Annotated in this window: 18 protein-coding genes and 1 pseudogene; 9 read left to right on the forward strand and 10 right to left on the reverse strand. The window is 62.8% G+C overall.

What is annotated here, in order from left to right:
* The first annotated feature begins 87 nt into the window (after positions 1-87).
* Both PCOSP_RS23805 and PCOSP_RS23810 read left to right on the forward strand, forming a co-directional pair.
* Positions 88-552: a multidrug transporter gene (locus PCOSP_RS23805; RefSeq protein ID WP_464709638.1), complete on the forward strand. Its 465-nt coding sequence runs from the start codon at positions 88-90 to the stop codon at positions 550-552.
* Positions 553-591: 39 nt separating this feature from the next.
* Positions 592-1,416 (forward strand): SDR family oxidoreductase, encoded by an 825-nt coding sequence (locus tag PCOSP_RS23810; protein ID WP_464709640.1) that lies wholly within the window; start codon positions 592-594, stop codon positions 1,414-1,416.
* A 761-nt stretch (positions 1,417-2,177) separates the two neighbouring features.
* On the opposite strand, the gene PCOSP_RS23815 is transcribed toward PCOSP_RS23810, so the two are convergent.
* Genes PCOSP_RS23815 through PCOSP_RS23830 form a run of 4 tightly spaced genes read right to left on the reverse strand, consistent with a single transcriptional unit; the run spans position 2,178 to position 6,929 of the window.
* Positions 2,178-3,041 (reverse strand): efflux RND transporter periplasmic adaptor subunit, encoded by an 864-nt coding sequence (locus PCOSP_RS23815; RefSeq protein WP_464709641.1) that lies wholly within the window; start codon positions 3,039-3,041, stop codon positions 2,178-2,180.
* A 10-nt stretch (positions 3,042-3,051) separates the two neighbouring features.
* The gene (locus tag PCOSP_RS23820; RefSeq protein WP_024780658.1) at positions 3,052-3,252 is read right to left on the reverse strand and encodes a DUF1656 domain-containing protein; all 201 of its coding nucleotides are present in this window, start codon (positions 3,250-3,252) and stop codon (positions 3,052-3,054) included.
* A complete protein-coding gene (locus PCOSP_RS23825) occupies positions 3,242-5,434 on the reverse strand; it encodes an FUSC family protein (RefSeq protein WP_464709642.1) in 2,193 nt (730 codons plus the stop codon). Before PCOSP_RS23825 ends, PCOSP_RS23820 begins: the two co-directional genes overlap by 11 nt.
* 10 nt (positions 5,435-5,444) lie before the next feature.
* Complete coding sequence (locus tag PCOSP_RS23830) at positions 5,445-6,929, reverse strand: efflux transporter outer membrane subunit (RefSeq protein ID WP_464709643.1); 1,485 nt, start codon at positions 6,927-6,929, stop codon at positions 5,445-5,447.
* Positions 6,930-7,261: 332 nt separating this feature from the next.
* Here PCOSP_RS23830 and PCOSP_RS23835 point away from each other — a divergent pair, with 332 nt between their 5' ends.
* Positions 7,262-8,230, forward strand: a complete 969-nt coding sequence (locus PCOSP_RS23835; RefSeq protein WP_139644934.1) for a LysR family transcriptional regulator — start codon at positions 7,262-7,264, stop codon at positions 8,228-8,230.
* 30 nt (positions 8,231-8,260) lie between these two features.
* Here the strand turns inward: PCOSP_RS23835 and PCOSP_RS23840 are convergent, their stop codons facing one another.
* Entirely contained in the window at positions 8,261-8,491 is a 231-nt protein-coding gene (locus PCOSP_RS23840) for a hypothetical protein (RefSeq protein ID WP_139644932.1), read from the reverse strand.
* Between the two features lie 277 nt (positions 8,492-8,768).
* On the opposite strand from PCOSP_RS23840, the gene PCOSP_RS23845 reads away from it, so the two are divergent.
* The 5 genes and pseudogenes from PCOSP_RS23845 to PCOSP_RS23865 all read left to right on the forward strand — a co-directional run bounded on the left by PCOSP_RS23845 (position 8,769) and on the right by PCOSP_RS23865 (position 16,790).
* Entirely contained in the window at positions 8,769-9,926 is a 1,158-nt protein-coding gene (locus PCOSP_RS23845; protein WP_139644930.1) for an efflux RND transporter periplasmic adaptor subunit, read from the forward strand.
* Positions 9,923-13,035, forward strand: a pseudogene (locus PCOSP_RS23850) (multidrug efflux RND transporter permease subunit). Before PCOSP_RS23845 ends, PCOSP_RS23850 begins: the two are co-directional and overlap by 4 nt.
* A 9-nt stretch (positions 13,036-13,044) precedes the next feature.
* Positions 13,045-13,719, forward strand: a complete 675-nt coding sequence (locus tag PCOSP_RS23855) for a heavy metal response regulator transcription factor (RefSeq protein ID WP_139644926.1) — start codon at positions 13,045-13,047, stop codon at positions 13,717-13,719.
* Entirely contained in the window at positions 13,694-15,073 is a 1,380-nt protein-coding gene (locus tag PCOSP_RS23860) for a heavy metal sensor histidine kinase (RefSeq protein WP_464709644.1), read from the forward strand. Before PCOSP_RS23855 ends, PCOSP_RS23860 begins: the two co-directional genes overlap by 26 nt.
* A 223-nt stretch (positions 15,074-15,296) precedes the next feature.
* Positions 15,297-16,790, forward strand: a complete 1,494-nt coding sequence (locus PCOSP_RS23865) for a GGDEF domain-containing protein (RefSeq protein WP_175386906.1) — start codon at positions 15,297-15,299, stop codon at positions 16,788-16,790.
* Between the two features lie 268 nt (positions 16,791-17,058).
* Here the strand turns inward: PCOSP_RS23865 and PCOSP_RS23870 are convergent, their stop codons facing one another.
* Entirely contained in the window at positions 17,059-17,661 is a 603-nt protein-coding gene (locus PCOSP_RS23870) for a TetR/AcrR family transcriptional regulator (protein WP_176563002.1), read from the reverse strand.
* A 91-nt stretch (positions 17,662-17,752) separates the two neighbouring features.
* Between PCOSP_RS23870 and PCOSP_RS23875 the strand changes: the two genes are divergently transcribed.
* Positions 17,753-18,742: a CE1 family esterase gene (locus tag PCOSP_RS23875; RefSeq protein ID WP_464709646.1), complete on the forward strand. Its 990-nt coding sequence runs from the start codon at positions 17,753-17,755 to the stop codon at positions 18,740-18,742.
* Positions 18,743-18,863: 121 nt separating this feature from the next.
* Here the strand turns inward: PCOSP_RS23875 and lpxC are convergent, their stop codons facing one another.
* From lpxC to PCOSP_RS23895, 4 genes are all read right to left on the reverse strand, one after another.
* The gene (gene lpxC, locus PCOSP_RS23880; RefSeq protein WP_010452622.1) at positions 18,864-19,775 is read right to left on the reverse strand and encodes a UDP-3-O-acyl-N-acetylglucosamine deacetylase; all 912 of its coding nucleotides are present in this window, start codon (positions 19,773-19,775) and stop codon (positions 18,864-18,866) included.
* A 112-nt stretch (positions 19,776-19,887) separates the two neighbouring features.
* Positions 19,888-21,081, reverse strand: a complete 1,194-nt coding sequence (gene ftsZ / locus PCOSP_RS23885; RefSeq protein ID WP_047701346.1) for a cell division protein FtsZ — start codon at positions 21,079-21,081, stop codon at positions 19,888-19,890.
* A gap of 99 nt (positions 21,082-21,180) precedes the next feature.
* Positions 21,181-22,440 carry a cell division protein FtsA gene (gene ftsA / locus PCOSP_RS23890; protein ID WP_139644916.1) on the reverse strand — a complete coding sequence of 420 codons (1,260 nt, stop codon included), beginning with the start codon at positions 22,438-22,440 and terminating at the stop codon, positions 21,181-21,183.
* Positions 22,441-22,455: 15 nt separating this feature from the next.
* Complete coding sequence (locus PCOSP_RS23895) at positions 22,456-23,322, reverse strand: cell division protein FtsQ/DivIB (RefSeq protein WP_024781279.1); 867 nt, start codon at positions 23,320-23,322, stop codon at positions 22,456-22,458.
* Position 23,323: the final 1 nt, after the last annotated feature.

The raw sequence follows: 23,323 nt of genomic DNA on the forward strand, positions 1-23,323 counted from the left end.
AGTGACGACCGATGGAGCGGGATGGATGAGATATCCATCGTCCCTCCCCTTCGGTAGGATGGAACGACGGTATCGGAGGCTTCGAACATGCTTATCGGCGTCTTGCTGGTCATAACCTGGCTGGTCCTGCTGCTGCGCTATCCGGCCAAGGCGCTGCCGGTGTCACTGGCCGCATTCGTCGGTTTGGGGCTGGTCGCCGCCTGGGTGGTCTGGCAGGAAAACCGTGAAACCCGGCAACTGGCGCGCCTGGAACTGCGCATTACCTACGCCCCCGAACGCTGCCCCGCCGATCGCCCTCTGTTGTTGAACATGAACAACGGTAACGACGTACCTTTGGTTGAGCTGCGCTGGCGAATCGCAGCCTATGCCCCCGGCGATACCATCAACCTGGCCGACACGCCCTACAGCGCGCCGCGCTACCGGAGACCAGGCCAATTGCAGGCGGGCAAGGACTGGCAGGATTGCCTGCCCCTGCCCTCCCTGCGACCCGGCTACCGCCCGCAGACCCTGGAGTTTCGCGCCGAGCGATTGCAGGGTAGTTTCTCCGACTGATTGCTTTCTCTCCGACTTTTTCTGCACAAGGAACGCGCCATGCCCGTTGCGTTGATTACCGGATGTTCCAGCGGCATCGGCCGCGCCCTCGCCGATGCGTTCAAGGTGGCCGGGTACCAGGTCTGGGCCAGCGCCCGCAAAGCTGAAGACGTTGCCCAACTCAGCGCCGCCGGGTTCACCGCGGTGCAACTGGACGTGAACGATGGCCCGGCCCTGGAGCAATTGAGCGAACGGATCAACCAACAGCACGGAGGCCTCGACGTGTTGATCAACAACGCCGGCTATGGCGCCATGGGCCCACTGCTGGACGGTGGCGTGCCGGCGATGCAACGTCAGTTCGAAACCAACGTGTTCGCCATCGTCGGCGTGACCCGGGCACTGTTCCCGGTACTGCGCCGGGCCAAGGGGCTGGTGGTGAACATCGGCAGTGTGTCCGGTGTGCTGGTAACACCGTTTGCCGGCGCTTACTGCGCCTCGAAGGCGGCGGTGCATGCCTTGAGCGATGCGCTGCGCATGGAATTGGCGCCTTTTGGTATCCGCGTGATGGAGGTGCAGCCAGGCGCCATTGCTTCCAGCTTTGCGAAGAATGCCGGTCATGAAGCCGAACAATTGATTCACGAACAATCGCCCTGGTGGCCCCTGCGCGACGGCATCCGCGCCCGGGCCAAGGCATCTCAGGACAACCCCACCCCGGCCAGCGAATTCGCCGCCGGGCTGCTCGCCGCCGTGCGACAACCAAGGCCACCGCGCCTGCTGCGCCTGGGCAACGGAAGCCGGGCGCTACCGTTGATGGCGGGATTGCTGCCCAAAGGGATGCTGGAGAAAGGCTTGATGAAGCGGACCGGGCTGGGTCGGTCGCTCTGATCGAAATGGCATGACCGGGAACCCATCGACAACTGACCCACCGCCATCGCGAGCAAGCTCGGCTCCCACAGGGGATTGGTGGCGAACACTAGTCTCGCGCACCTGCAGGAAGCCTTTTGGGAGCAAGGCTTGCCCGCGATGACGGCGGCACTGGCAACCTCTTCTGCAACTGAACACCGCTTCGCGAGCAGGCTCGCTCCCACAGAGATTGGCGGCGAACACTAGTCTCTCGCACCTGCAGGAAGCCTTGTGGGAGCAAGGCTTGCCCGCGATGACGGCGGTACTGGCAACCTCTTCTGCAACTGAACACCGCTTCGCGAGCAGGCTCGCTCCCACAGAGATTGGCGGCGAACACTAGTCTCTCGCACCTGCAGGAAGCCTTGTGGGAGCAAGGCTTGCCCGCGATGACGGCGGCACTGGCAACCTCTCCTGCAACTGAACCACCGCTTCGCGAGCAGGCTCGCTCCCACAGGGATTGGCGGCGAACACTAGTCTCTATCACATGCAGGAAGCCTTTTGGGAGCAAGGCTTGCCCGCGATGACGGCGGCACTGGCAACCTCTCCTGCAACTGAACCACCGCTTCGCGAGCAGGCTCGCTCCCACAGGGATTGGCGGCGAACACTAGTCTCTAGCACATGCAGGAAGCCTTGTGGGAGCAAGGCTTGCCCGCGATGACGGCGGCACTGGCAACCTCTTCTGCAACTGACCCACCGCTTCGCGAGCAGGCTCGCTCCCACGGATTTGTGGCGTTCTCAGGCCCTCAGTTGCTGGCCCGGGGCTCGACCACCACCGTACAGGTCATCCCCGCCGCCAGCAGCACGCTGTCCGGCACTTCGTCGAGATGGATCCTTACCGGTACCCGCTGGGCCAGGCGAACCCAGTTGAAGGTCGGGTTCACGTCGGCGATCAACTCGCGACTGACCGGATTGTCACGGTCGTAGATCCCGCGGGAGATGCTTTCCACATGTCCCTTCAGCACCTCGCCACTCATCAACTGCAACTGCGCCGAGTCGCCGATCCGCACCTTGGGCAGCTTGGTTTCCTCGAAGAAGCCGTACACCCAGAACGAATTCATATCGACCACCGCCATCTTCGCCTCGCCGATGCGCGCATAGTCGCCACGGTGCACGTTGAGGTTGGTGACATAGCCATCCACGGCCGCGCGGACTTCAGTGCGCGACAGGTTCAATTCGGCCGCCTCCAGTTGCGCCTGGGCTTGCTGGTAATCGGCCAGGGCCGAATCGGCGATGTTGCTGGCGTCGTCGCGGTTTTCCCGGGAAATCACCAGGCTGTCCAGGTCGGCACGCCGATGGGCATTGACCTTGCGCATTTCCCACGTCGCCTTGCGCGATGCCACTAGGGATTGCGCCTGCTTGACCGCGATACGGTAATGCTCGGGATCGATGCGCATCAGCAGGTCGCCCTTTTTCACCTGCTGGTTGTCATGCACTGGCACCTCCACCACCTCGCCACTGACATCGGCGGCGACGTTGATGATGTCGGCGCGTACCCGACCATCGCGGGTCCAGGGAGTGTTCATGTAGTGCACCCACAGCGCACGACCGATCCACAGCGCCAGGGCCAGCACCAGCAGTGTCGCAAGCAGACTGAAAAACTTTTTCATTGCATCGATCTCAACGGTAGACCGTCAGCGCCAGCGCACCGAACAGACAGGTAAACAGACTCAAGCGCAACAGCGCCGGGTGCCAGAAGAAGCGGTACAGGTCCAGTCCCGACAGGAAGCGATCCAGGGCCCAGGCCAACGCCGCAGCGAGGAAAAACATCAAGGTCAGGGTGGGCATGTACACGCCGTGGAAGGCGATTTCACGGGGCATGTTGACGGTCCTGGGGCAGCGCGGCGGCGAAGGCCGCCATGGGCGATTGCGGATCCAGCAGCGAAGTGCGGATGAAATGCAGGTAGCTCTTCACCCGGCGCAGGGCCGAGGTGTCGAAATGCGGTGCAAAAGGTTCGTCGGTGGCCTGCACGCGGCAGATGGCTTGGTCCACCGCCACCAGGGCACGCTCCAGGTTGCTCGGTCCGGGGTGACGGAAAAGCCTCACCAGGGCCCGGCCCATGCCTCGAATCGCCTGGCGCCACGGCTGGCTCTCGGCATAGGCCGGATGCACCGGCAGAATCGCCTGCTCCTTGCGCAGCTCGATAATCCCGTGTCCGACCTCCAGTACCACGAACATCCAGCGCAAAAGATCCCGTTGCACGGCGGGTTGTCCCGCCGCCAAACCGTAGGCCTGGTGCAACAAGTCGCGGGTGCGACTCTCGAAGCCCGACGCCAGGCCCTTGAGCCGGCCGCTGATGGCGAACACCACTTGCTCGCGCAGATCCTGTTCGAGCCGGCGCCACAGCCAGCGGCTGTTGGGCGGCAGGATGATCGCCCCGGCGGCGGCGCACACCAGCATCCCGAGGATCATCGCGAGGTAATCGTTGATGAAGACGTAGGGGTTGTACACCGTCAGGTTATCGGGCACCGACCCCGTGCAGAAAAAGATCAGCAACCCCAGCCCGACCCCGGCGTATTGCGGTCGCGAACTGAGGAACGAGCCGAACATGATCACCGGCGCCAGCATTACGCAGAGCAAAGGGAAGCCATCGATCAACGGGAAGATGAAGAACATCTCGACGAAACCGACCAGCGCCCCGAGCAACGTGCCGCATGCCATCTGGAAGGCCATGCGCTTGGGGTTCGGCGTGGCGGCCGACAAGCCCACCGTGGCAGCGGCGATCATCGTCATGGTCGCGCCGCTCGGCCAGGCCGTGGCGACCCAATAGCTGCCCAGCACCAACAGGATGAAGCCGGCGCGCAACCCCGAAGCCGCGGCGGCCAGCCAATTGGTCTGCGACACGAACGGCTCGTCCCAGCGCTCACGCTCGTGACGGTGCTCGGCCAGGGACGCATGGGTCAGGGCATAACCGTGCAGGTCATCGACAAAGCGGTAGAGCAATTCGTAGGCGGTGTGGAAATCCAGTAACTGCGCATCGTTCGGTCCTGTCTTCTGAAATACGCCCCGCAACTGGCGGACCTGTGCCGGCAAGTCAGCCTTGTAGCGGGCCAGGGCCTGGGCCAAGTGCGCCGCATCCCGATCGGTCAAGGCCCGTGCGCTGAAGCCGTCCAGCAATTCGGCGAGGTTCTGCAGACCCGGCTTGATGGCGTCCACCACATGATCGACGGCGCCGGCGCGCAAGCGCTGGAGCAGCTGGTGCAAGGCATTGAAGCGCGTGGTGATGCCCATGAACTCGCTGTTCAGGCGACTGAGCCGGCCGTTGCGCCGACGCATGTGCGGGTCTTCGAATACCGTCACGCTGCGCAGGCTCTCCAGGCCCACCGCTTCAGCAATGAAACGCACGTTGGCGGCTTCGAAGGCATCCCGCTGGCTACGCCCGCGCAAACCATCGGTGACGAACAGTGCGAACACCCCAAAGCGCTGGTACAAGGCATTGCGCATGGCCGCGCTGGCGGTTTGCGGCAGGATCGCGGCGCTGACCAGGGTGGCGCAGAGAATGCCCAGGGAAATCTCCAGGACCCGCCAGAGCGCCGCCATGAACGCACCTTCCGGATGGGCCAGGGCCGGCAGGCCGATCATCGCCGCGGTGTAGCCGGCCAGCACAAAACCGTAGGCCCGGAAGTTGCGATAACGCGCCGCGCCCGCCGTACAGACACCGACCCAGAGGGTCAGGCAGCCAAGAAACCATTCGGTGTTCTGGGCGAACAGCGCAATCAGCGCCACCATCACCGCCGAACCGGCCAATGTGCCGAGAAAGCGGTAGAAGCTCTTGGCGAACACTTGGCCGCTCTGCGGCTGCATGACGATGAACACGGTGATCATGGCCGTGCGCGGTTGCGGCAGCTCCAGGCGCATCGCCAGCCACAATGTCAGGAACGCGGCAAACAGCACCTTGAAGATATAGACCCAGGTCACCCCATCGCTGCGGGCCCAGTCGAAGAAACCACGGCGCCATTCGAGGCGATAGAGCCAGCGTACGGGAGTCATTAAAGGGGGCATGTGCAAGCATTCATCGGGCGAAATTCAGCATCGTGGCGGCGTCAGGTACATCGCTGCCGGCCTCCAGCCCACCGCCCAGGGCCGTCACCAGATCGGCATGGGCACTGAGGCGCGCCGCCTCCACCTGCTGCTGCACCTGTTGCTGCTTGAACAACAGGCTCTGGGCGTTGAGCACATTGAGGTAGTCCGTCAGCCCACGCTGGAACGCCACCAGCGCAATGTCGTAGGTGCGTTGCGCGGCCGCCACGGACTCGGCGGCGAAGGCCTGTTGCTTGTCCATGGACTCGCGACGGATCAGTTGATCGGAAATGTGTTTGAGCGCATTCACCAGCGTCTGGTTGTAATGCGCCACCGCGGCGTCATAGCCGGCTGCCGCCTCGCCCAACTGCGAACGCAGGCGCCCGCCGTCGAAGATCGGCAGCGTGACGGCCGGCCCGACGCTGTAGGTCAGCTTCTTGCCCGTCAGGAACTCCAGCGCACCACCGCCTGTGGCCATGTAGCCCAGGCTTCCCACCAAGTCCACATTGGGATAGAAACCGGCCCTGGCCACATCGATGCCCCGCGCCTGGGCCGCCACTTGCCAGCGTCCGGCAACCACATCCGGTCGCTGGCCCAGCAACTCGGCGGGCAGCGCCGATGGCAGCTTCAAGGGTGCACCCAGGGCCAGGGCCGGTCGCTGCAGCCCCCCGCCCGCCCCCGGCCCCTTGCCCGCCAGTGCCGCCAGTTGATTGCGACTCAAGGCGATGGCTTCGTCGAGGGCGTCGAGTTGACGATGGGTCTCGGGCAACGGTGCCTGGGCCTGGCTGACTTCGAAATGAGTGCCGATGCCACCGTCGAGGCGCTTTTGCGCCAGGTCGAGAATCTGTTCCTGCTGGCGCAGGGTCGCAGCAACGATATCGCGCTGGGCATAGTGCAGCGCAAACCGGATATAGGCCTGCACGATGTTGTTCTGCAACTCCAGCTGCGCCTGCCGTGCCTCGGCGACGCTGGCGTGGGCCAGGTCGACGGCCCGCTCGCTGGCGTTGCGCTCGCGCCCCCACAGGTCCAGGGCATAGCTCAGGCCCAAGCCTGCGTTGTTGTCCCAGGTGGTGGTGTCGGCCAGTTCGCCAGGGCCGTAGAACTGATCGGTGGGCCAGTTGTGACGCTTGAGGGTCGCCTGGCCTTCGACCTGCGGCGACTCGGCCGCCTCGGCAACACCGGCCATGGCCTTGGCCTGCCGCACCCGGGCGGCGGCCATGGCCAGGCTCGGGCTGTCCTGTACAGCCAGGTCGATCCAGCGGTCCAGTTGCGGGTCGCCATAGGCCTTCCACCACTGGCGACTGGGCCAATGGGCATCCCGGGCGGCTTCGCGGATCGCTTCATCGGTGGCCAGTCGATTGGCTGACAATGCCTCGCCCTGGGGGGCGATCCCTCCTGTCCCGACGCAAGCGCTGAGGGTCAACGATAAAGCCCAAACACTGAGAGTCTTCAGCTCTCTGCTGATGCAACGCGGCACTTGCGCAAGATTCCTGGGAAAGGGACAAAAAAAGGTGATGAGCGTGCATGCCGGTTACGCAACCTGTGGGAGCGAGCCTGCTCGCGAAGGCGGCGGCACCCGCGCTATCGCAGACAACTGACCCAACGCTTTCGCGAGCAGGCTCGCTCCCACATGAGGTCCGTGCCAGAAAGCCCACCCCTTCAACGCCGGCAATTCTAGGCACCCAGCCAAACGGCGATAAGCCGAACTTTCTGCGAATCTTTGTTACCGTAAACGCGATAATCCATAAGTCGGATCCCGTAGCACTGTAACTTCGTGTCACAATTTGCTATCGCCCAAGAGAGCCCTTCATGGACACCCTGCAAAACATGCGCGCGTTCTGCTGTGTTGCCGAAGCCGGCAGTTTCACCGCCGCCGCCGTGCAACTCGATACCACGACAGCCAACGTCTCGCGTGCGGTTTCCAATCTGGAAGCCCATCTGCAAACCCGCCTGCTCAACCGCACCACCCGCCGCATTGCCCTGACCGAAGCCGGTAAACGCTATCTGTTGCGTTGCGAGCAGATCCTGGCCTATGTCGAGGAAGCCGAAGCCGAGGCCAGCGATGCCCATGCCCGGCCAGCCGGGCAGTTGAAGGTCCACACCATGACCGGTATCGGCCAGCATTTCGTGATCGACGCCATCGCCCGTTATCGCAAGACCCATCCGGACGTGACCTTCGACCTGACCCTGGCCAACCGCGTGCCGGACATCCTGGACGAGGGCTATGACGTCTCCATCGTGCTGGCCAGCGAATTGCCGGATTCGGGTTTCGTTTCCCAACGCCTGGGCATCACTTACAGCATCGTCTGTGCTTCACCTGCCTACGTGAAGGCCAACGGTTGCCCACAGAAACCCAGCGAGTTGCTCAACCACGCCTGCCTGCGCCTGGTCAGCCCGGTCATTCCGCTGGAGAAATGGGTGTTCGACGGCCCGGAAGGCCAGGAAATGGTCACCATCAACCAGTCACCCTTCCTGGTGAACTCCGCCGATGCGATGAAAACCGCGATCACCAGCGGCATGGGCGTGGGTGTACTGCCGGTTTATGCCGCCATCGAAGGCCTGCGCAACGGCACGCTGGTGCGGGTCATGCCCAATTACCGCTCCCAGGAATTGAACCTCTACGCCATCTATCCTTCGCGCCAGTACCTGGACGCGAAGATCAAGACCTGGGTCGAGTACCTGCGAGGTTCGCTGCCGGAAATCCTGACAGCGCACCAGGCCGAACTGACAGCGTACGAGTTGAGCGGAAGTCTGGCGGGCGCGCGAGCCACGAATTGAAATCGCCGCTCCTGTATCGAGGAACGACCCTCAGCGCTTGCCCATCGAACGACGGGTGCCGGGAGGTGCGGCGCCGGGGGACTTGGCGTGACCATCTTTCACGCCGTTCTTGTACCACGGCAATTGTCCCGCCCCTTTGGCCGTGGCCAGTTCACCGGGCTTGAAAGGAAATTTGAAGGCCGGGATCGACGCTTTGCCGCTCTCGGCACTGGAAACATCGCCGTCAGGCAGGTCGGCCGGTTCGCCGTTCGGGGAAGTCATGTAAATGCCGTTCACTCAAGGTAGGCCATCAATCCGTGGCGAAGGGTTTGCTCCTCGCCATACTGTGTGCAAGTCAGGCCTGGAGAGAGGCGCGACGGGCACCAGTATACCCGCCCGCTGCCGCAACGTATCGGGCAGATTCAACCTGACACTCGTCCGACAGTAATCCAGGACGAAACTGACAAGCCTGTCAGTTAGCCGTCACCTTCCTGACCGTCTCGCAACGCTATATAAGAGTCCTGTAAATCCCTTCGTCCCGGACCGGCTTCCCACATCCATGCACATCCAGAAAAAAACCGTCCTGCTCGTCGCGCTATTGATCGCCCTGGCGGCCCTCGTCCTCTGGTTCGTCATGAAACCCATCGCCGCCAAACCCGGTGCGCCTGCCGCCGTTCCGGTACGGGTCGTCAGCGTGGAGCAAAAGGATGTGCCGCGCTTCGCCAGCGGCATCGGCACGGTGCTGTCACTGCACAGCGTGGTGATCCGTCCGCAGATCGATGGCATTCTCACCCGACTGCTGGTCAAGGAAGGGCAACAGGTGAGCAAGGGCGACCTGCTGGCGACCATCGACGACCGCTCCATTCGCGCCAGCCTCGACCAGGCCCGGGCCCAGCTTGGCGAAAGCCAGGCGCAACTGGCGGTGGCCCAGGTCAATCTCAAACGGTACAAATTGCTGAGTGTCGATGATGGCGTCTCGAAGCAGACCTACGATCAGCAGCAGGCCCTGGTCAATCAGCTCAAGGCCACCGCCCAGGGCAACCAGGCGGCCATTGATGCCGCCCAGGTGCAGCTGTCCTATACACAGATCCGCTCCCCGGTGACCGGTCGCGTCGGCATCCGCAACGTGGACGAAGGCAACTTCCTGCGCACCAGCGACACCGAAGGCCTGTTCACCGTGACCCAGATCGACCCGATAGCGGTGGAGTTTTCCCTGCCCCAACAGATGCTGCCCACCTTGCAACGCTTGATCGCTGCGCCCGAACAGGCGCTGGTCAAGGCCTACATCGGCGCCGATGGCGCGGCAGGTGAACCACTTGGCGAGGGTCGGCTGAGCCTCATCGACAACCAGATCAACGCCAATACCGGCACCCTGCGGGCCAAGGCCGAATTCAGCAACGCCGGGCAGCGGTTGTGGCCCGGGCAACTGGTCACGCTGAAAATCCAGACCGCCCTCGACAAGGGGGCCCTGGTGGTTCCGCCGACCGTGGTCCAGCGTGGACTGGACCAGCACTTCGTCTACCGGGTCAAGGGGGACAAGGTCGAGAGCGTACCGGTGGAGATGGTCTACCAGGACAGCGGCATGAACATCATCAAGGGGGTGAACGCTGGTGATCAACTGGTGAGTGACGGCCAGTCACGCCTCAGGCCGGGGGCCAGCGTCCAGGTGCTCACGGCCCCACCGGTCCTCGCCAAGGCCACGGAGCCGCAGCCATGAAGGGGCGCGGCTCGATTTCGGCGTGGTGCATCGACCATCCCGTCGCCACGGTGCTGCTGACGTTCGCCCTGATACTGCTGGGGAGTATCGCCTTTCCTCGCCTGCCCGTCGCCCCCTTGCCGGAGGCGGAATTCCCGACGATCCAGGTCAATGCCCAACTGCCCGGCGCCAGCCCCGAAACCATGGCCTCCTCGGTGGCGACGCCGCTGGAAGTGCAGTTCAGCGCGATTCCCGGCATCACACAGATGACCTCCAGCAGCGCCCTGGGCTCGACCAACCTGATCCTGCAATTCAGCCTCGGCAAGAGCATCGACACCGCCGCCCAGGAAGTGCAGGCCGCCATCAACACCGCCGCCGGCAAACTGCCCAGCGACATGCCGAACCTGCCCACCTGGCGCAAGGTCAACCCCGCCGACAGCCCGGTGCTGATCCTCAGTATCAGTTCCAGCCTGATGCCCGGCACCGAACTGAGCGACTACGTCGAAACACTGCTTGCCCGTCAGATCAGCCAGATCGACGGCGTCGGACAAGTCAACATCACCGGCCAACAGCGCCCGGCGATCCGGGTCCAGGCCTCCGCCGACCGTCTCGCCGCCATCGGCCTGACCCTGGCCGACATCCGCACGACACTCCAGCAGGCCAGCCTCAACCTGGCCAAGGGCGCGCTGTACGGCGACTCGAGCATCTCGACATTGTCCACCAACGATCAATTGTTCCAGCCCGAGGAGTACGGCGACCTGATCGTGTCCTACAAGAATGGGGCACCGGTGCATCTCAAGGACATTGCCAAGGTGATCAATGGCTCGGAAAACGCCTATGTCCAGGCCTGGGCCGATAACGAGCCGGGCCTCAACCTGGTGATCTTCCGGCAACCGGGAGCGAACATCGTCGAAACCGTCGACCGCATCCAGGCCGCCCTGCCCACCCTGGAAGCCATGCTGCCCGCCGCGGTACAGGTCAAGGTGCTGATCGACCGCACCCAGACGATCCGCGCCTCGCTGCATGAGGTGGAGCTCACCCTGCTGATCGCCGTGCTGCTGGTCGTGGCGGTCATGGCGTTGTTCCTGCGCCAGCTCTCGGCGACGTTGATCGTCTCGGCGGTGCTGGGGGTGTCTCTGACTGCGAGCCTCGCCCTGATGTACGTGATGGGCTTCAGCCTGAACAACCTGACCCTGGTCGCCATCGTCATCTCGGTGGGCTTCGTGGTGGACGACGCGATTGTGGTGGTGGAGAACATCCACCGGCATCTCGAGGCCGGTGACAGCATGCGCGAAGCGGCGATCAAGGGCGCCGGCGAAATCGGCTTCACGGTGGTGTCCATCAGTTTCTCCCTGATTGCCGCATTCATTCCGCTGCTGTTCATGGGCGGCGTGGTCGGGCGACTGTTCAAGGAGTTTGCCTTGACCGCCACCTCGACCATCCTGATTTCCGTGGTGGTGTCCCTGACCCTGGCGCCAACGCTGGCGGCGCTGTTCATGCGCGCCCCGGTGCATCATGCTCACCGAGTTCCGGGCTTTGGCGAGCGGCTGCTGGGCGGCTACGAAAAAGGCCTGCGCAAGGCACTGGCCCATCAGAAGCTGATGATCGGTGTGTTCGGCCTGACCCTGGCACTGGCCGTGGCAGGCTATGTGTTCATTCCCAAGGGCTTCTTCCCGGTGCAGGACACCGGCCTGGTGCTGGGCACCAGCGAAGCGGCCGCCGACGTGTCATTCCCGGACATGGTGGCCAAGCACAAGGCCCTGGCCGAAATCGTAGCCGCCGACCCGGCAGTGCAGACGTTCTCCCACTCCGTCGGCGTCTCGGGCAGCAACCAGACCATCGCCAACGGCCGCTTCTGGATCGCCCTCAAGCCCCAAAGCGAGCGTGACGTCTCGGCCAGCGGCTTCATCGACCGGATCCGCCCCAAGTTGCAGAAGATTCCGGGGGTGGTGCTGTACCTGAGGGCCGGACAGGACATCAACCTCAGTTCCGGTCCCAGTCGCGCCCAGTATCAGTACGTCCTCAAGAGCAACGACGGGCCAACCCTCAACACCTGGGCACAGAAACTCACTGACAGGCTGCGCAACAATCCGGCGTTCCGTGACATCTCCAACGACCTGCAACTGGGCGGCAGCATTACCCATATCAACATCGACCGCAGCGCGGCGGCACGCTTCGGCCTTACCGCCAGCGATGTCGACCAGGCGCTGTACGACGCGTTCGGCCAGCGGCAGATCAACGAATTCCAGACCGAGACCAACCAATACAACGTGATCCTGGAGCTCGACACCCAGCAGCGTGGAAAGGCCGAAAGTCTGGCCTACTTCTACCTGCGCTCGCCCCTGAGCGGCGAAATGGTACCGCTCTCGGCCCTGGCCCGCTTCGATCCCCCACCAACGGCCCGCTGTCCATTGCCCACGACGGCATGTTCCCGGCCGCCAACCTGTCGTTCAACCTGGCGCCAGGCGTGGCCCTGGGGGACGCGGTGCGCATGCTCGACCAGGCGAAGAACGAGATCGGCATGCCGGCCGCCATCAGCGGCAACTTCCAGGGCGCGGCACAGGCGTTCCAGAGTTCCCTGGCCAGCCAGCCGTGGCTGATCCTCGCCGCGCTGGTGGCGGTGTACATCATTCTCGGCGTGCTCTACGAGAGCTTCGTGCATCCGCTGACCATCATCTCCACCCTGCCCTCCGCCGGCCTCGGCGCCCTGATCATGCTCTGGCTGTTGGGCCGGGATTTTTCGATCATGGCGCTGATCGGGCTGGTGCTGTTGATCGGCATCGTCAAGAAAAACGGCATCCTGATGATCGACTTCGCCCTCGACGCGCAGCGCAATGGCGGGCTAACACCGCAGGAGGCGATTTTCCAGGCGGGCGTAACGCGGTTCCGTCCGATCATCATGACCACCCTGGCCGCCCTGCTCGGCGCCCTGCCGCTGATGCTCGGCCATGGCCCCGGCGCGGAGTTGCGCCAGCCCCTGGGCATTGCGGTGGTCGGCGGTCTGCTGGTGAGCCAGGCGCTGACGTTGTTCACCACACCGGTCATATACTTGTGGCTCGAGCGGTTGTTCCATCGGCCCGCCCATCATTCCGGGCCTGCGTCAGCTACGGCGCTGGCGACTACAGACTGAGGCGGGGCCATGCGCGTTCTGATCATCGAAGACGAAGAAAAAACCGCGGATTACCTGCATCGCGGCCTGACTGAGCAGGGCTACATCGTGGACGTAGCCCCCGACGGCGTCGAAGGGCTGCACCTGGCCCTGGAAAGCGAATATGCGGTGATCGTGCTCGACGTGATGCTGCCGGGTCTGGATGGCTTCGGCGTGTTGCGAGCCCTGCGCGCCCGCAAGCAGACCCCGGTGATCATGCTCACCGCCCGGGAACGGGTCGAAGACCGCATCAAGGGCCTGCGCGATGGCGCCGACGATTACCTGGGCAAACCGTTCTCCTTCCTGGAACTGGTGGCCCGCCTGCAAGCCCTGACCCGTCGTAGCGGCGGCCATGAACCGGTGCAGGTGAGCATCGCCGACCTGTGGATCGACCTGATCAGCCGCAAGGCCACCCGCGCTGGCCAACGCCTGGACCTGACGGCCAAGGAGTTCTCGCTGCTCAGCGTCCTGGCCCGCCGCCAGGGTGAAATCCTCTCCAAGACCGCCATCGCCGAAATGGTCTGGGACATCAATTTCGACAGCGACGCCAACGTCGTCGAAGTGGCGATCAAACGCCTGCGGGCCAAGCTCGACGGGCCGTTCGAGCAGAAGTTGCTGCACACCATTCGCGGGATGGGTTATGTGCTGGAAAGTCGCAGTGAGTAACAGTATCGCGCTACGCCTCAGCGGCCTGTTCACCCTGGTCGCCGCGCTGGTGTTCCTGTTGATCGGCGGAGCCTTGTACCAGCAGGTCGAAAAAGGCCTGGGCCTGTTGCCCGAAGCCGAACTCGATGCCCGCTACAGTGTGCTCGAATCCACGGTGGGCCGTTACGGCACGCCCGAGCACTGGGTGAAGATCCACAACAAACTGCGTTTGCTGGGCGAGGAAGACAAGCGTATCCATTTCTGGATCGTCAGCGGTGACCCTCACTTCGAATATGGCGATCCCGACCCGCAGATCCGCGCCTTCACCGAAGGGCCACTGGGTAAACGCGACCTGCAATTGCCCAACCGCCACTACCCGATGAAAGTGCTGGTGAGCCAGTTCCCGGCCAAGGACCAACGACCGCCGCTGCGTTTCATGATCGGCATCGACACCGAGACGTTCTACCAGACCCAACATCGCCTGCTGGTGGCCTTGGTCAGCCTGGCGATTGTCGGGGTGTTGCTGGCCTCCTTGCTGGGCTACTGGGTGGCGCATATCGGCCTCAAGCCACTGATCAAGCTGTCCGATGAAGCCCGGCGCCTGGCCCCTCCGCGCCTGTCCGGGCGCCTGCGGCTATCACCGTTGCCACCGGAACTCAGCCAGTTCGTCAGTTCCTTCAACGCCACCCTCGACCGGGTCGAACAGGCCTACTCACGGCTGGAATCGTTCAATGCCGATGTCGCCCATGAACTGCGCTCGCCCCTGACCAACCTGATCGGCCAGACCCAAGTGGCGCTGACCCGCGGTCGTTCGGCCGAGCATTACTTCGAAGTGCTGCAATCGAACCTCGAGGAACTGGAACGGCTGCGCTCGATCATCAACGACATGCTCTTCCTCGCCAGCGCCGACCAGGGCAGCAAGGCCACCAAACTGATCACCACGTCCTTGGCCGACGAAGTGGCCACCACCCTCGATTACCTGGACTTCATCCTCGAAGACGCCCAGGTCCAGGTTCGGGTCAGCGGCGACGCCCAGGCCAGCATCGAGATCGCTCATCTGCGCCGGGCGCTGATCAACCTGTTGAGCAACGCCGTACAGCACACCGCGCCAGGACACGTCATCGACGTACACATCGAAGCCCAGGCCGACCAGATCACCCTCGCCGTCACCAACCCTGGCGAACCGATTGCCACCGAACACCTGCCGCGGCTGTTCGAACGCTTCTACCGAGTCGATGCCTCTCGCAGCAACAGCGGGGCCAACCACGGGTTGGGGCTGGCCATCGTCAGGGCCATCGCCCTGATGCACGGTGGGGACGTCTTCGTGCGCAGTGACCGGGGTGCCAATACCTTTGGGATCCGTTTACCTGCCTGACTGCTCCGAACGATCCGGACACCTTTTTCCACGCCATTGAATGCTGGGCGAAAGGCTATTAGCCCAGAATCAGCAAGCCTTGGCCTCCGGCGGCAGCTACGGCTTCTGCGAACACTGATTGCCCCCTCTCGCCGATCCAAGCACAATCAGCAAAAGGCCAGCATCTGGTGAATTGCCAGCTATGCTCCCTTCGGAATGGATCGACCATATAGACATCGGAATCATGAGCACCAGCAGTGCGATACCCTGCAGCACCCCGCTTTCGATACGCTCGGAGCGGGTACTCGTACTGGCCAGCTCACTGGTTGTCATTGCCATCCTGGGCATCGTGACCTTCCTGCTGATACGCGAACACGCCAACGCCCGTGAAGCAGCGACACGCGCGGCCAGCAATATCGTGCAGTTGATCGATGCCGACGTGCTGCGCAACGTCGAACTCTACGACTTGTCGGTGCAAGGCCTGATTGCCGCAGCCCAGCGCGACGACCTGAAAGACGTCTCACCGGCCATCCGGCACCTGGCCCTGTTCGACCGCTCCACCGCCGCGCCTTACAAAGGCGACATCCTGCTGCTGGACAAACAAGGCGATGTCATCGCTGACTCGGCCTCGGTCGAACCACGCATCGGCAATTATGCTGAGCGGGAATATTTCCAGTCCCACGTCCAGAACCCAAGCCCGGAGATGATGATCAGCCGCCCCTTCCGAGCCCGGAGTGGCGAGCACGACTGGCGTATCAGTTTCAGTCGCCGACTGAGCGACGAACGAGGCGATTTCCTGGGCGTGGCCGAAGCCGCGATGCGCTTGAGTTACTTCAGCCAATTGTTCAGAAGCTTGAATATCGGGCATGGCGGTACGGTCAACCTGATCAGCCGCGACGGAATCCTGCTGGCACAGGAACCGCCCCTGGCCGAGGACATGATCGGCAGGGACTTCAGCAACCGGCCAAATTTCGTGCGCATCCTGCATGAAGGTAACGGCAGCTTCACCAGCACTTCCGGTTTTGACCAGAAACAGCGCCTCTACACCTTTTCACAGGTAGGCAACTTGCCGTTGATTGTCGTGGTGGCGCTCTCCTCCGAAGAGGTCTTTGCTTCATGGCTACGCACGACGCTGATCGTCAGCGGCGCCACCGGCGCTCTGTGCATCGGCCTGCTCTGGCTCACCTGGCTGCTGCGCCGGGAACTGAGACGCCGCCATCGCGCGGAACGGGAACTGGCCCAACGGGCGGCCACCGATCCGCTGACAGGTCTGGCCAACCGCAGGGCCCTGGATGAAACGCTGCAAAGAGAATGGCTACGGGCCTTGCGCTCGGGCCAACCGCTGTCGGTGCTGATGGTCGATGCCGACCACTTCAAGGCTTTCAATGATCGCCATGGCCATCAACAGGGTGACGAGGCACTGCGCACCTTGGCACGGCTGATCAGCGAGCGTGTCCGTCGCCCTGCCGACCTCGCAGCACGCTACGGTGGCGAAGAGTTCTCGGTGGTGTTACCGGAAACCAATACCGCCGGGGCCTTTGCCATGGCTCAAAGCATTCGCGAAGCGGTGGAACAACTGCCCGTCCAGCCGGGCGACGCGCCCATGACCGTCAGCATCGGCATCGCGACCTGGTCCCAGGGACCGTATGGCGACTTCGAACAGCTCCTGTTCGCCGCCGACAAAGCGCTATACCAGGCCAAGGCCAGCGGGCGCAATTGCGTGGTCTGCGCGATGTAATACCCCTCGCCACGAACGCTCTCCCCCGCTGCCTTTCCCCTGGGATAGGCGGCCCAAAGGGGCAGCGCTCAGTGATTTCTGTCTTGGGAAAACAGCGCCGAATATCGCCGCGCAGGATCAGTTCATTTGCTTCAAGCCGGGCCTTGACCTCACCCGCTTCGTTGCCGACTTACTAATGCACCAGCGCCTCACGTCCCATTTCCGGTCTCCTTCTGTTGGCAACATCCGCGAAGTGTCCGCCGAAGAGGGCGACGCCCGCCTGTCACATTTAAGCTTGTGCCCCGTTCCACCACTGCCGCGTCATCGCCTGCACACTGGCGGCGAGCCAGTCGAGGAATTCCATTTCCTTTGCCAGGTTGCCGCCGTCCAGCCAGTTGAGATAGGCGTCCAGCAGGAAGCTCGACACCATCCGCGCCAGCATGGCCGGATCGCCGGGCATGATGCCCGGCTCGCCCAATGCTTCTTGCATGCGATGGATGGTGCGTTCGGCAAGAACCGTGTGCAGATGGTCCACATACCGCCCGAAGCGTGGATCGTGGGGCGCCTGACGCAGCAGTATCCGCAGGGCGGCGCGCTTCTGTCGCGCCAACGCCAGGGTATGCGGCAGGCGCTCGGTCCACTTGTCCGCCGGCATGGCATCGACGCCGAGCAGTGCCTCGACCATGTCGGCCAATACCGCGTCGATCAGCGCATCCTTCGATCCGAAGTAGCGATAGAGCACGACCTTGGAGACACCAGCATGCGCGGCAATCGCGTCAATGGTGACGCTGCGCAGCCCATGCGCGTCGATCGCGTCTGCCGCGCTTGCGATCAACAAGGCACGCCGGTTGGTCCTGTGATCTTCGAGCATATCTGCATAGGTGCCGGTCATAGCCCGATTTTCGTTCACGTACGGCATGGTTACAAGATGTTACTATACAGTAACATCGGGGATCGGCGTGGCGACAAAGGAACGGTGCGACATGAACAGAGCCAGACTTTTCTTAACATACGGTTTGATCGCAGCCTCTCTTGTTGGCACGGTCGAGGCACAGCCAAGATTGCTGGAACGGTTGCGCGAGGCGCGGGAGGCGCGCGCCGAACGAGCCGAGCAGGCCGACAACAGCCAGGCTGTGTCGAAGACGCTGCGGGTCGGAGGCCTCGACCGCAGCTATCTGCTCCTCGACGAGCATCGCGGCAACGGTCCCGCGCCGCTGGTGATCGTGCTGCATGGCGGCGGCGGTAGTCCCGAAACGATGATTCCGCGCTGGGAACAGCAGGCGCAGACCGCCGGATTGGTGGTCGCCGCCCCCAAGGGGATTGGCCGTAACGATAGAATGGGCACCTGGAACGCCAGCGGTTGTTGCGGTGAGGCAGTGTCGAAGGGCGTGGACGATGTCGGCTTCGTTGCCGCCGTTATCGACGACGTGTCCAAGCAAATGCAGATCGACAGACGCCGCATCTATGTTGCCGGTTTTTCCAACGGCGGCATGCTGACCCATCGCGTTGCAATCGCTCTCGGCGATCGAATTGCCGCCGCTGCTGTAGTTTCCGGCGCGCTGTTCGGCAATGAAAGTACCGCGCGCACGCCTGTGCCGATGCTCGTCATACACGGTGAGCAGGATCCCGTCGTCGGTTTCAACGGCGGTATGAGCCAGACTGGCTTCGTCGCCAAGGGGCAGACGATCCCGTTCGAGCCGGTCCGCTATGCCGTGAATTTCTGGCGCAGGGCCAATGGCTGCAAAGGCAACCCTTCGGTAACGCAGCGACCCGGCGTGAAGATGGAGAGCAGCGTCAGTTGCCACGGCAACGCCGATATCGTGTTTTACGATTTGCCGAACGGCGGCCATAGTTGGCCGGGATCAAGCAGCGGAAAGGGCCTGGGGCGCAGCGGAAGCGACGGCGGCGCAAGCGCCGCGCCTATAGATGCGACCGGTACAATCTGGGACTTCTTCGAGGCGCACACCCGGTAATGGGCGCAACGCGATCTGCGGTTGCTGTGGCGTAGTCCAGCGAAGTTCGGTGCTGGAGTCATGCGGAAATAAAAAAAGGCCACCCGAAGGCAGCCCTTAAAAAACTAGAGAGGTTTTTTGCTTACACGGCCGCAACAGGGCGCATGTAAGAGATCGGTGCGGTACTGGCGTCTTCGAACGTCACGACTTCCCATGCATCTTTCTGCTCAATCAACTTGCGCAGCAGCTGGTTGTTCAGTGCGTGGCCGGACTTGAAGCCCTTGAACTCACCAATCAGGCTATTGCCCAGCAGGTAGAGGTCGCCGATTGCATCGAGGATCTTGTGTTTGACGAATTCGTCTTCATAGCGAAGGCCGTCTTCGTTCAACACGCCATCGGAATCGACCACGATCGCGTTTTCAACACTGCCGCCGAGTGCGAGGTTGTGCTTGCGCAGGTACTCGATGTCACTCATGAAACCAAAGGTACGGGCGCGGCTGACTTCTTTTACGAACGAAGTGCTGGAAAAATCCACGCTTGCACTCTGGGTGCGGTCACGGAAAACCGGGTGATCGAAATCGATCTCGAAGCTCACCTTGAAACCATCGAAAGGGACGAAAGTGGCGCGCTTGTCGCCGTCTTCCACTGTCACTTCCCGCAGGATGCGGATGAACTTCTTGGCCGCGTCCTGCTCTTCCAGGCCAGCCGATTGAATCAGGAATACGAAGGGTCCGGCGCTGCCATCCATGATCGGGACTTCGGACGCGGAGAGCTCGACGTAGGCGTTATCGATGCCCAGGCCAGCCATGGCCGAGAGCAAATGCTCCACCGTGTCCACTTTGGTGTCACCGTTGACCAGTGTGGTCGACATGGTGGTTTCACCAACATTTTCCGCGCGAGCAGGAATCTGCACCACAGGGTCGAGGTCGGCACGACAAAACACAATGCCGGTGTCGACAGGCGCGGGCTTGAGGGTCAGGTAGACCTTCTCGCCGGAGTGCAGGCCGACACCTGTGGCACGGATAATATTCTTCAGGGTGCGTTGTTTAATCATGGCATGGGCCGCTTCAGCGCAAATTGCGAACTGGTATCAACAAAGGCTGGCGATGATAGCAGACCAGACCTTTGCTGAACACCAATCACCCGAATACCCCTGATACATTTCATCAATCGGCCTGACGACGCAGGAAGGCCGGGATATCCAGGTAGTCCAGATCGTCTTGTGGATTCATCTTCGCGGCAGTCGCAGCACCGGCCTGGGCCTGGTTGCGCATGACGGTCGGACGGTCCAGGTCGCGGTAGTTCACCGCAGGCTGTTCCTGACGAACGGGGGCTTGCTGCTGAGGCTGCGAGGCCATTGTGGTCTGGACGGTGTTGTCGATCACCTTCATCGGCTTCTCGATTTTCGCACCCAGGCCGGTGGCAACCACGGTCACGTGCAGCTCGTCACGCATGTCCGGATCGATCACGGTGCCGACCTTGACCATGGCGTGGTCGGAAGCGAACGCTTCGATGATGCTACCCACGTCGGAGTACTCGCCCAAGGACAGGTCCGGACCAGCGGTGATGTTCACCAGGATGCCGCGAGCGCCCTGCAGGTTCACATCTTCGAGCAGCGGGTTGCGGATGGCCGCTTCGGTGGCTTCGCGAGCACGGTTCGGACCGCTGGCGCAGCCAGTGCCCATCATCGCCATGCCCATTTCGGACATCACGGTGCGTACGTCGGCGAAGTCGACGTTGATCATGCCCGGACGCTTGATGATGTCGGAGATACCGCGAACGGCACCGGCCAGTACGTCATCGGCCTTGGCGAAAGCCGACAGCAGGCTGGCGTCTTTACCGAGGATGGTCAGCAGTTTCTCGTTGGGGATGGTGATCAACGAGTCGACGCTGTCGCTCAGCGCGCGGATGCCTTCATCGGCAATCTGCATGCGCTTGCGGCCTTCGAACGGGAACGGACGGGTCACCACCGCAACGGTGAGGATGCCCATTTCCTTGGCCACTTCGGCAATGATCGGCGCCGCACCGGTACCGGTACCGCCGCCCATGCCCGTGGTGATGAACACCATGTTGGTGCCGGCCAGGACTTCAGCGATGCGCTCGCGGTCTTCCAGGGCAGCCTGACGGCCAACCTCGGGATTCGCGCCGGCACCCAGGCCCTTGGTCACGCCGGTACCCAGTTGCAGGATGGTCCGCGCGCCAATGTTCTTCAGCGCTTGAGCATCGGTGTTGGCGCAGATGAACTCGACGCCTTCGATGTTGCTCTTGACCATGTGATTGACAGCGTTGCCGCCGCCACCGCCGACACCGATTACTTTGATAACCGGGCTAGCGGGGATGTTGTCTACGAGTTCGAACATTTTCCCTCTCCTTACATTCTCTAGTTTTTTTCGCCTACTGCGTTTGTTGCCCTTCCAGCGCCAGGCCTGAAACCTGTCGCCCGAAGCCTGAAACCTGTATCAGAAATTACCTTTGACCCACGCCTGGAGCCGCTCGAACAGCGGAGCCTTCGGCTCGTCGCTGTTGTAGCTGTCGCGGCTGCCGATCCCCGAGAACGAGATCCCGTCGGACTGCTTCTGCAGGCCGTACATCAACAGGCCCACGCCGGTGGAATAGATCGGGTTGCGCACCACGTCATCCAGACCCTTGACGCCATGGGGCACACCCAGGCGTACCGGCATGTGGAAGATTTCCTCGGCCAGCTCGACTGCGCCTTCCATCTTCGACGTACCGCCGGTCAGCACGATGCCGGCCGGGATCAGGTCTTCGTAGCCGCTGCGACGCAGCTCGGCCTGGATCAACGTGAACAGTTCGTCGTAGCGCGGCTCGACCACTTCGGCCAGGGCCTGGCGGGACAGCTCGCGCGGAGGACGGTCGCCGACGCTCGGCACCTTGATGGTTTCACCGGCACCGGCCAGTTTCGCCAGGGCGCAGGCGTAGCGGATCTTGATTTCCTCGGCGTACTGGGTCGGGGTGCGCAACGCCATGGCGATGTCGTTGGTCACCTGGTCACCGGCAATCGGGATCACCGCGGTGTGGCGAATGGCGCCTTCGGTGAAGATCGCGATGTCGGTGGTGCCGCCGCCGATGTCCACCAGGCACACGCCCAGTTCCTTCTCGTCGTCGGTCAGTACCGAGTAGGCCGAAGCCAGTTGCTCGAGGATGATGTCGTCGATTTCCAGGCCGCAACGGCGCACGCATTTCTCGATGTTCTGCGCAGCGTTCACGGCGCAGGTCACCACGTGGACCTTGGCTTCCAGGCGCACGCCGGACATGCCCAGGGGCTCGCGCACGCCTTCCTGGTTGTCGATCACGTAATCCTGCGGCAGGGTGTGCAGCACCCGCTGGTCGGCCGGAATCGCCACGGCCTGTGCCGCGTCGAGCACGCGCTCGAGGTCGGCGGAGCTGACTTCGCGATCACGGATCGCGACGATACCGTGGGAGTTCAGGCTGCGGATGTGATTACCCGCCACGCCGACGAACGCCGAGTGGATCCGGCAACCGGCCATCAGCTGCGCTTCTTCGATGGCGCGCTGGATCGATTGCACGGTGGACTCGATGTTCACCACCACACCTTTCTTCAGGCCACGGGACGGATGGGTACCGATCCCGACGATGACCAGCGTGCCGTCGTCCGCAACCTCGCCTACCAGCGCAACCACCTTGGAAGTGCCGATATCCAGCCCGACGATCATTTTTCCGCTTTGCACGTTTGCCATGGGTCCTGCCTCTTCTTAATTCTTCGCGACGGCGGGTTGGGCCGTCGTGGGCGCTACCGGTTCCCGCCAGCCAACAGCCAGGCCATTGGCGTAGCGCAGATCGATGCGCGCGATGTTCGTAATCTGTTCTTTGAGCGTCTTGTCGTAGATGGCGATGAAGCGGCGCATCTTTTCCACCAGGTTGCCGCGACCGAGCAGCAGCTCGATGCCCGGTCCCGAGCTGCCCGCGCCAGTGGTCAGGAACCAGCTGCCGCGCTCGCGCAATTCCAGGCGCGCGATGGAGAAGCCCAACGGCCGCAGCATCTGGCTCAACACTTGGTATTGCTGCATCACCTGCTGCTGGGCCCGCTGCGGGCCGAACAACTGTGGCAAATGTTCGTAGTTGGCCAGTTCCCGCGGCGTGAACGCCTGGCCCTGGTTGTTCAACAGCGACTCGTCGCCCCAACGGGCCACCGGCAGTTGTTCTTCCAGGCGGATCGAGACCTGGTCAGGCCACACGCGCCGGACTTCGGCATGGGCAATCCAGGGCATTTGCTCCAGTTCCGTGCGCATGCCAGCCAGGTCGATGGTGAAGAAGCTCGACGCCACGAACGGGGCGATCCGCTGCTGCACCGCCTGCTGGCTGATGTAGCTGAGGTCGCCCTGGACGTTGATCCGGGCGATCGGCCGGTCGGCGTAAGGCAGCAACCGCTGGGCGCCTTCATACGTACCGAACCCCAACGCCACCAACAGCACCGGCCAGAACAGGCTCTTGAGAAAGCCAAAGTTGGCTTTCGGCAAGCGCGCCGACATCGGCTCTTTGGCCACCATTCGGCTGGCACCCCGCGGCACAGGCTTGCGACCGGGTGCGGATGGCTGATGACGAAGCGATGCGCCTTGCATG

This window comes from Pseudomonas sp. MAFF 730105 (genome assembly GCF_055380705.1).

Coding starts and splice junctions, on each gene's coding strand:
- PCOSP_RS23805 (WP_464709638.1), top strand. CDS start 88: ATGCTTATCGGCGTCTTGCTGGTCATAACCTGGCTGGTCCTGCTGCTG.
- PCOSP_RS23810 (WP_464709640.1), top strand. CDS start 592: ATGCCCGTTGCGTTGATTACCGGATGTTCCAGCGGCATCGGCCGCGCC.
- PCOSP_RS23815 (WP_464709641.1), bottom strand. CDS start 3,041: ATGAAAAAGTTTTTCAGTCTGCTTGCGACACTGCTGGTGCTGGCCCTG.
- PCOSP_RS23820 (WP_024780658.1), bottom strand. CDS start 3,252: ATGCCCCGTGAAATCGCCTTCCACGGCGTGTACATGCCCACCCTGACC.
- PCOSP_RS23825 (WP_464709642.1), bottom strand. CDS start 5,434: ATGCCCCCTTTAATGACTCCCGTACGCTGGCTCTATCGCCTCGAATGG.
- PCOSP_RS23835 (WP_139644934.1), top strand. CDS start 7,262: ATGGACACCCTGCAAAACATGCGCGCGTTCTGCTGTGTTGCCGAAGCC.
- PCOSP_RS23840 (WP_139644932.1), bottom strand. CDS start 8,491: ATGACTTCCCCGAACGGCGAACCGGCCGACCTGCCTGACGGCGATGTT.
- PCOSP_RS23845 (WP_139644930.1), top strand. CDS start 8,769: ATGCACATCCAGAAAAAAACCGTCCTGCTCGTCGCGCTATTGATCGCC.
- PCOSP_RS23855 (WP_139644926.1), top strand. CDS start 13,045: ATGCGCGTTCTGATCATCGAAGACGAAGAAAAAACCGCGGATTACCTG.
- PCOSP_RS23860 (WP_464709644.1), top strand. CDS start 13,694: ATGTGCTGGAAAGTCGCAGTGAGTAACAGTATCGCGCTACGCCTCAGC.
- PCOSP_RS23865 (WP_175386906.1), top strand. CDS start 15,297: ATGAGCACCAGCAGTGCGATACCCTGCAGCACCCCGCTTTCGATACGC.
- PCOSP_RS23870 (WP_176563002.1), bottom strand. CDS start 17,661: ATGACCGGCACCTATGCAGATATGCTCGAAGATCACAGGACCAACCGG.
- PCOSP_RS23875 (WP_464709646.1), top strand. CDS start 17,753: ATGAACAGAGCCAGACTTTTCTTAACATACGGTTTGATCGCAGCCTCT.
- lpxC (WP_010452622.1), bottom strand. CDS start 19,775: ATGATTAAACAACGCACCCTGAAGAATATTATCCGTGCCACAGGTGTC.
- ftsZ (WP_047701346.1), bottom strand. CDS start 21,081: ATGTTCGAACTCGTAGACAACATCCCCGCTAGCCCGGTTATCAAAGTA.
- ftsA (WP_139644916.1), bottom strand. CDS start 22,440: ATGGCAAACGTGCAAAGCGGAAAAATGATCGTCGGGCTGGATATCGGC.
- PCOSP_RS23895 (WP_024781279.1), bottom strand. CDS start 23,322: ATGCAAGGCGCATCGCTTCGTCATCAGCCATCCGCACCCGGTCGCAAG.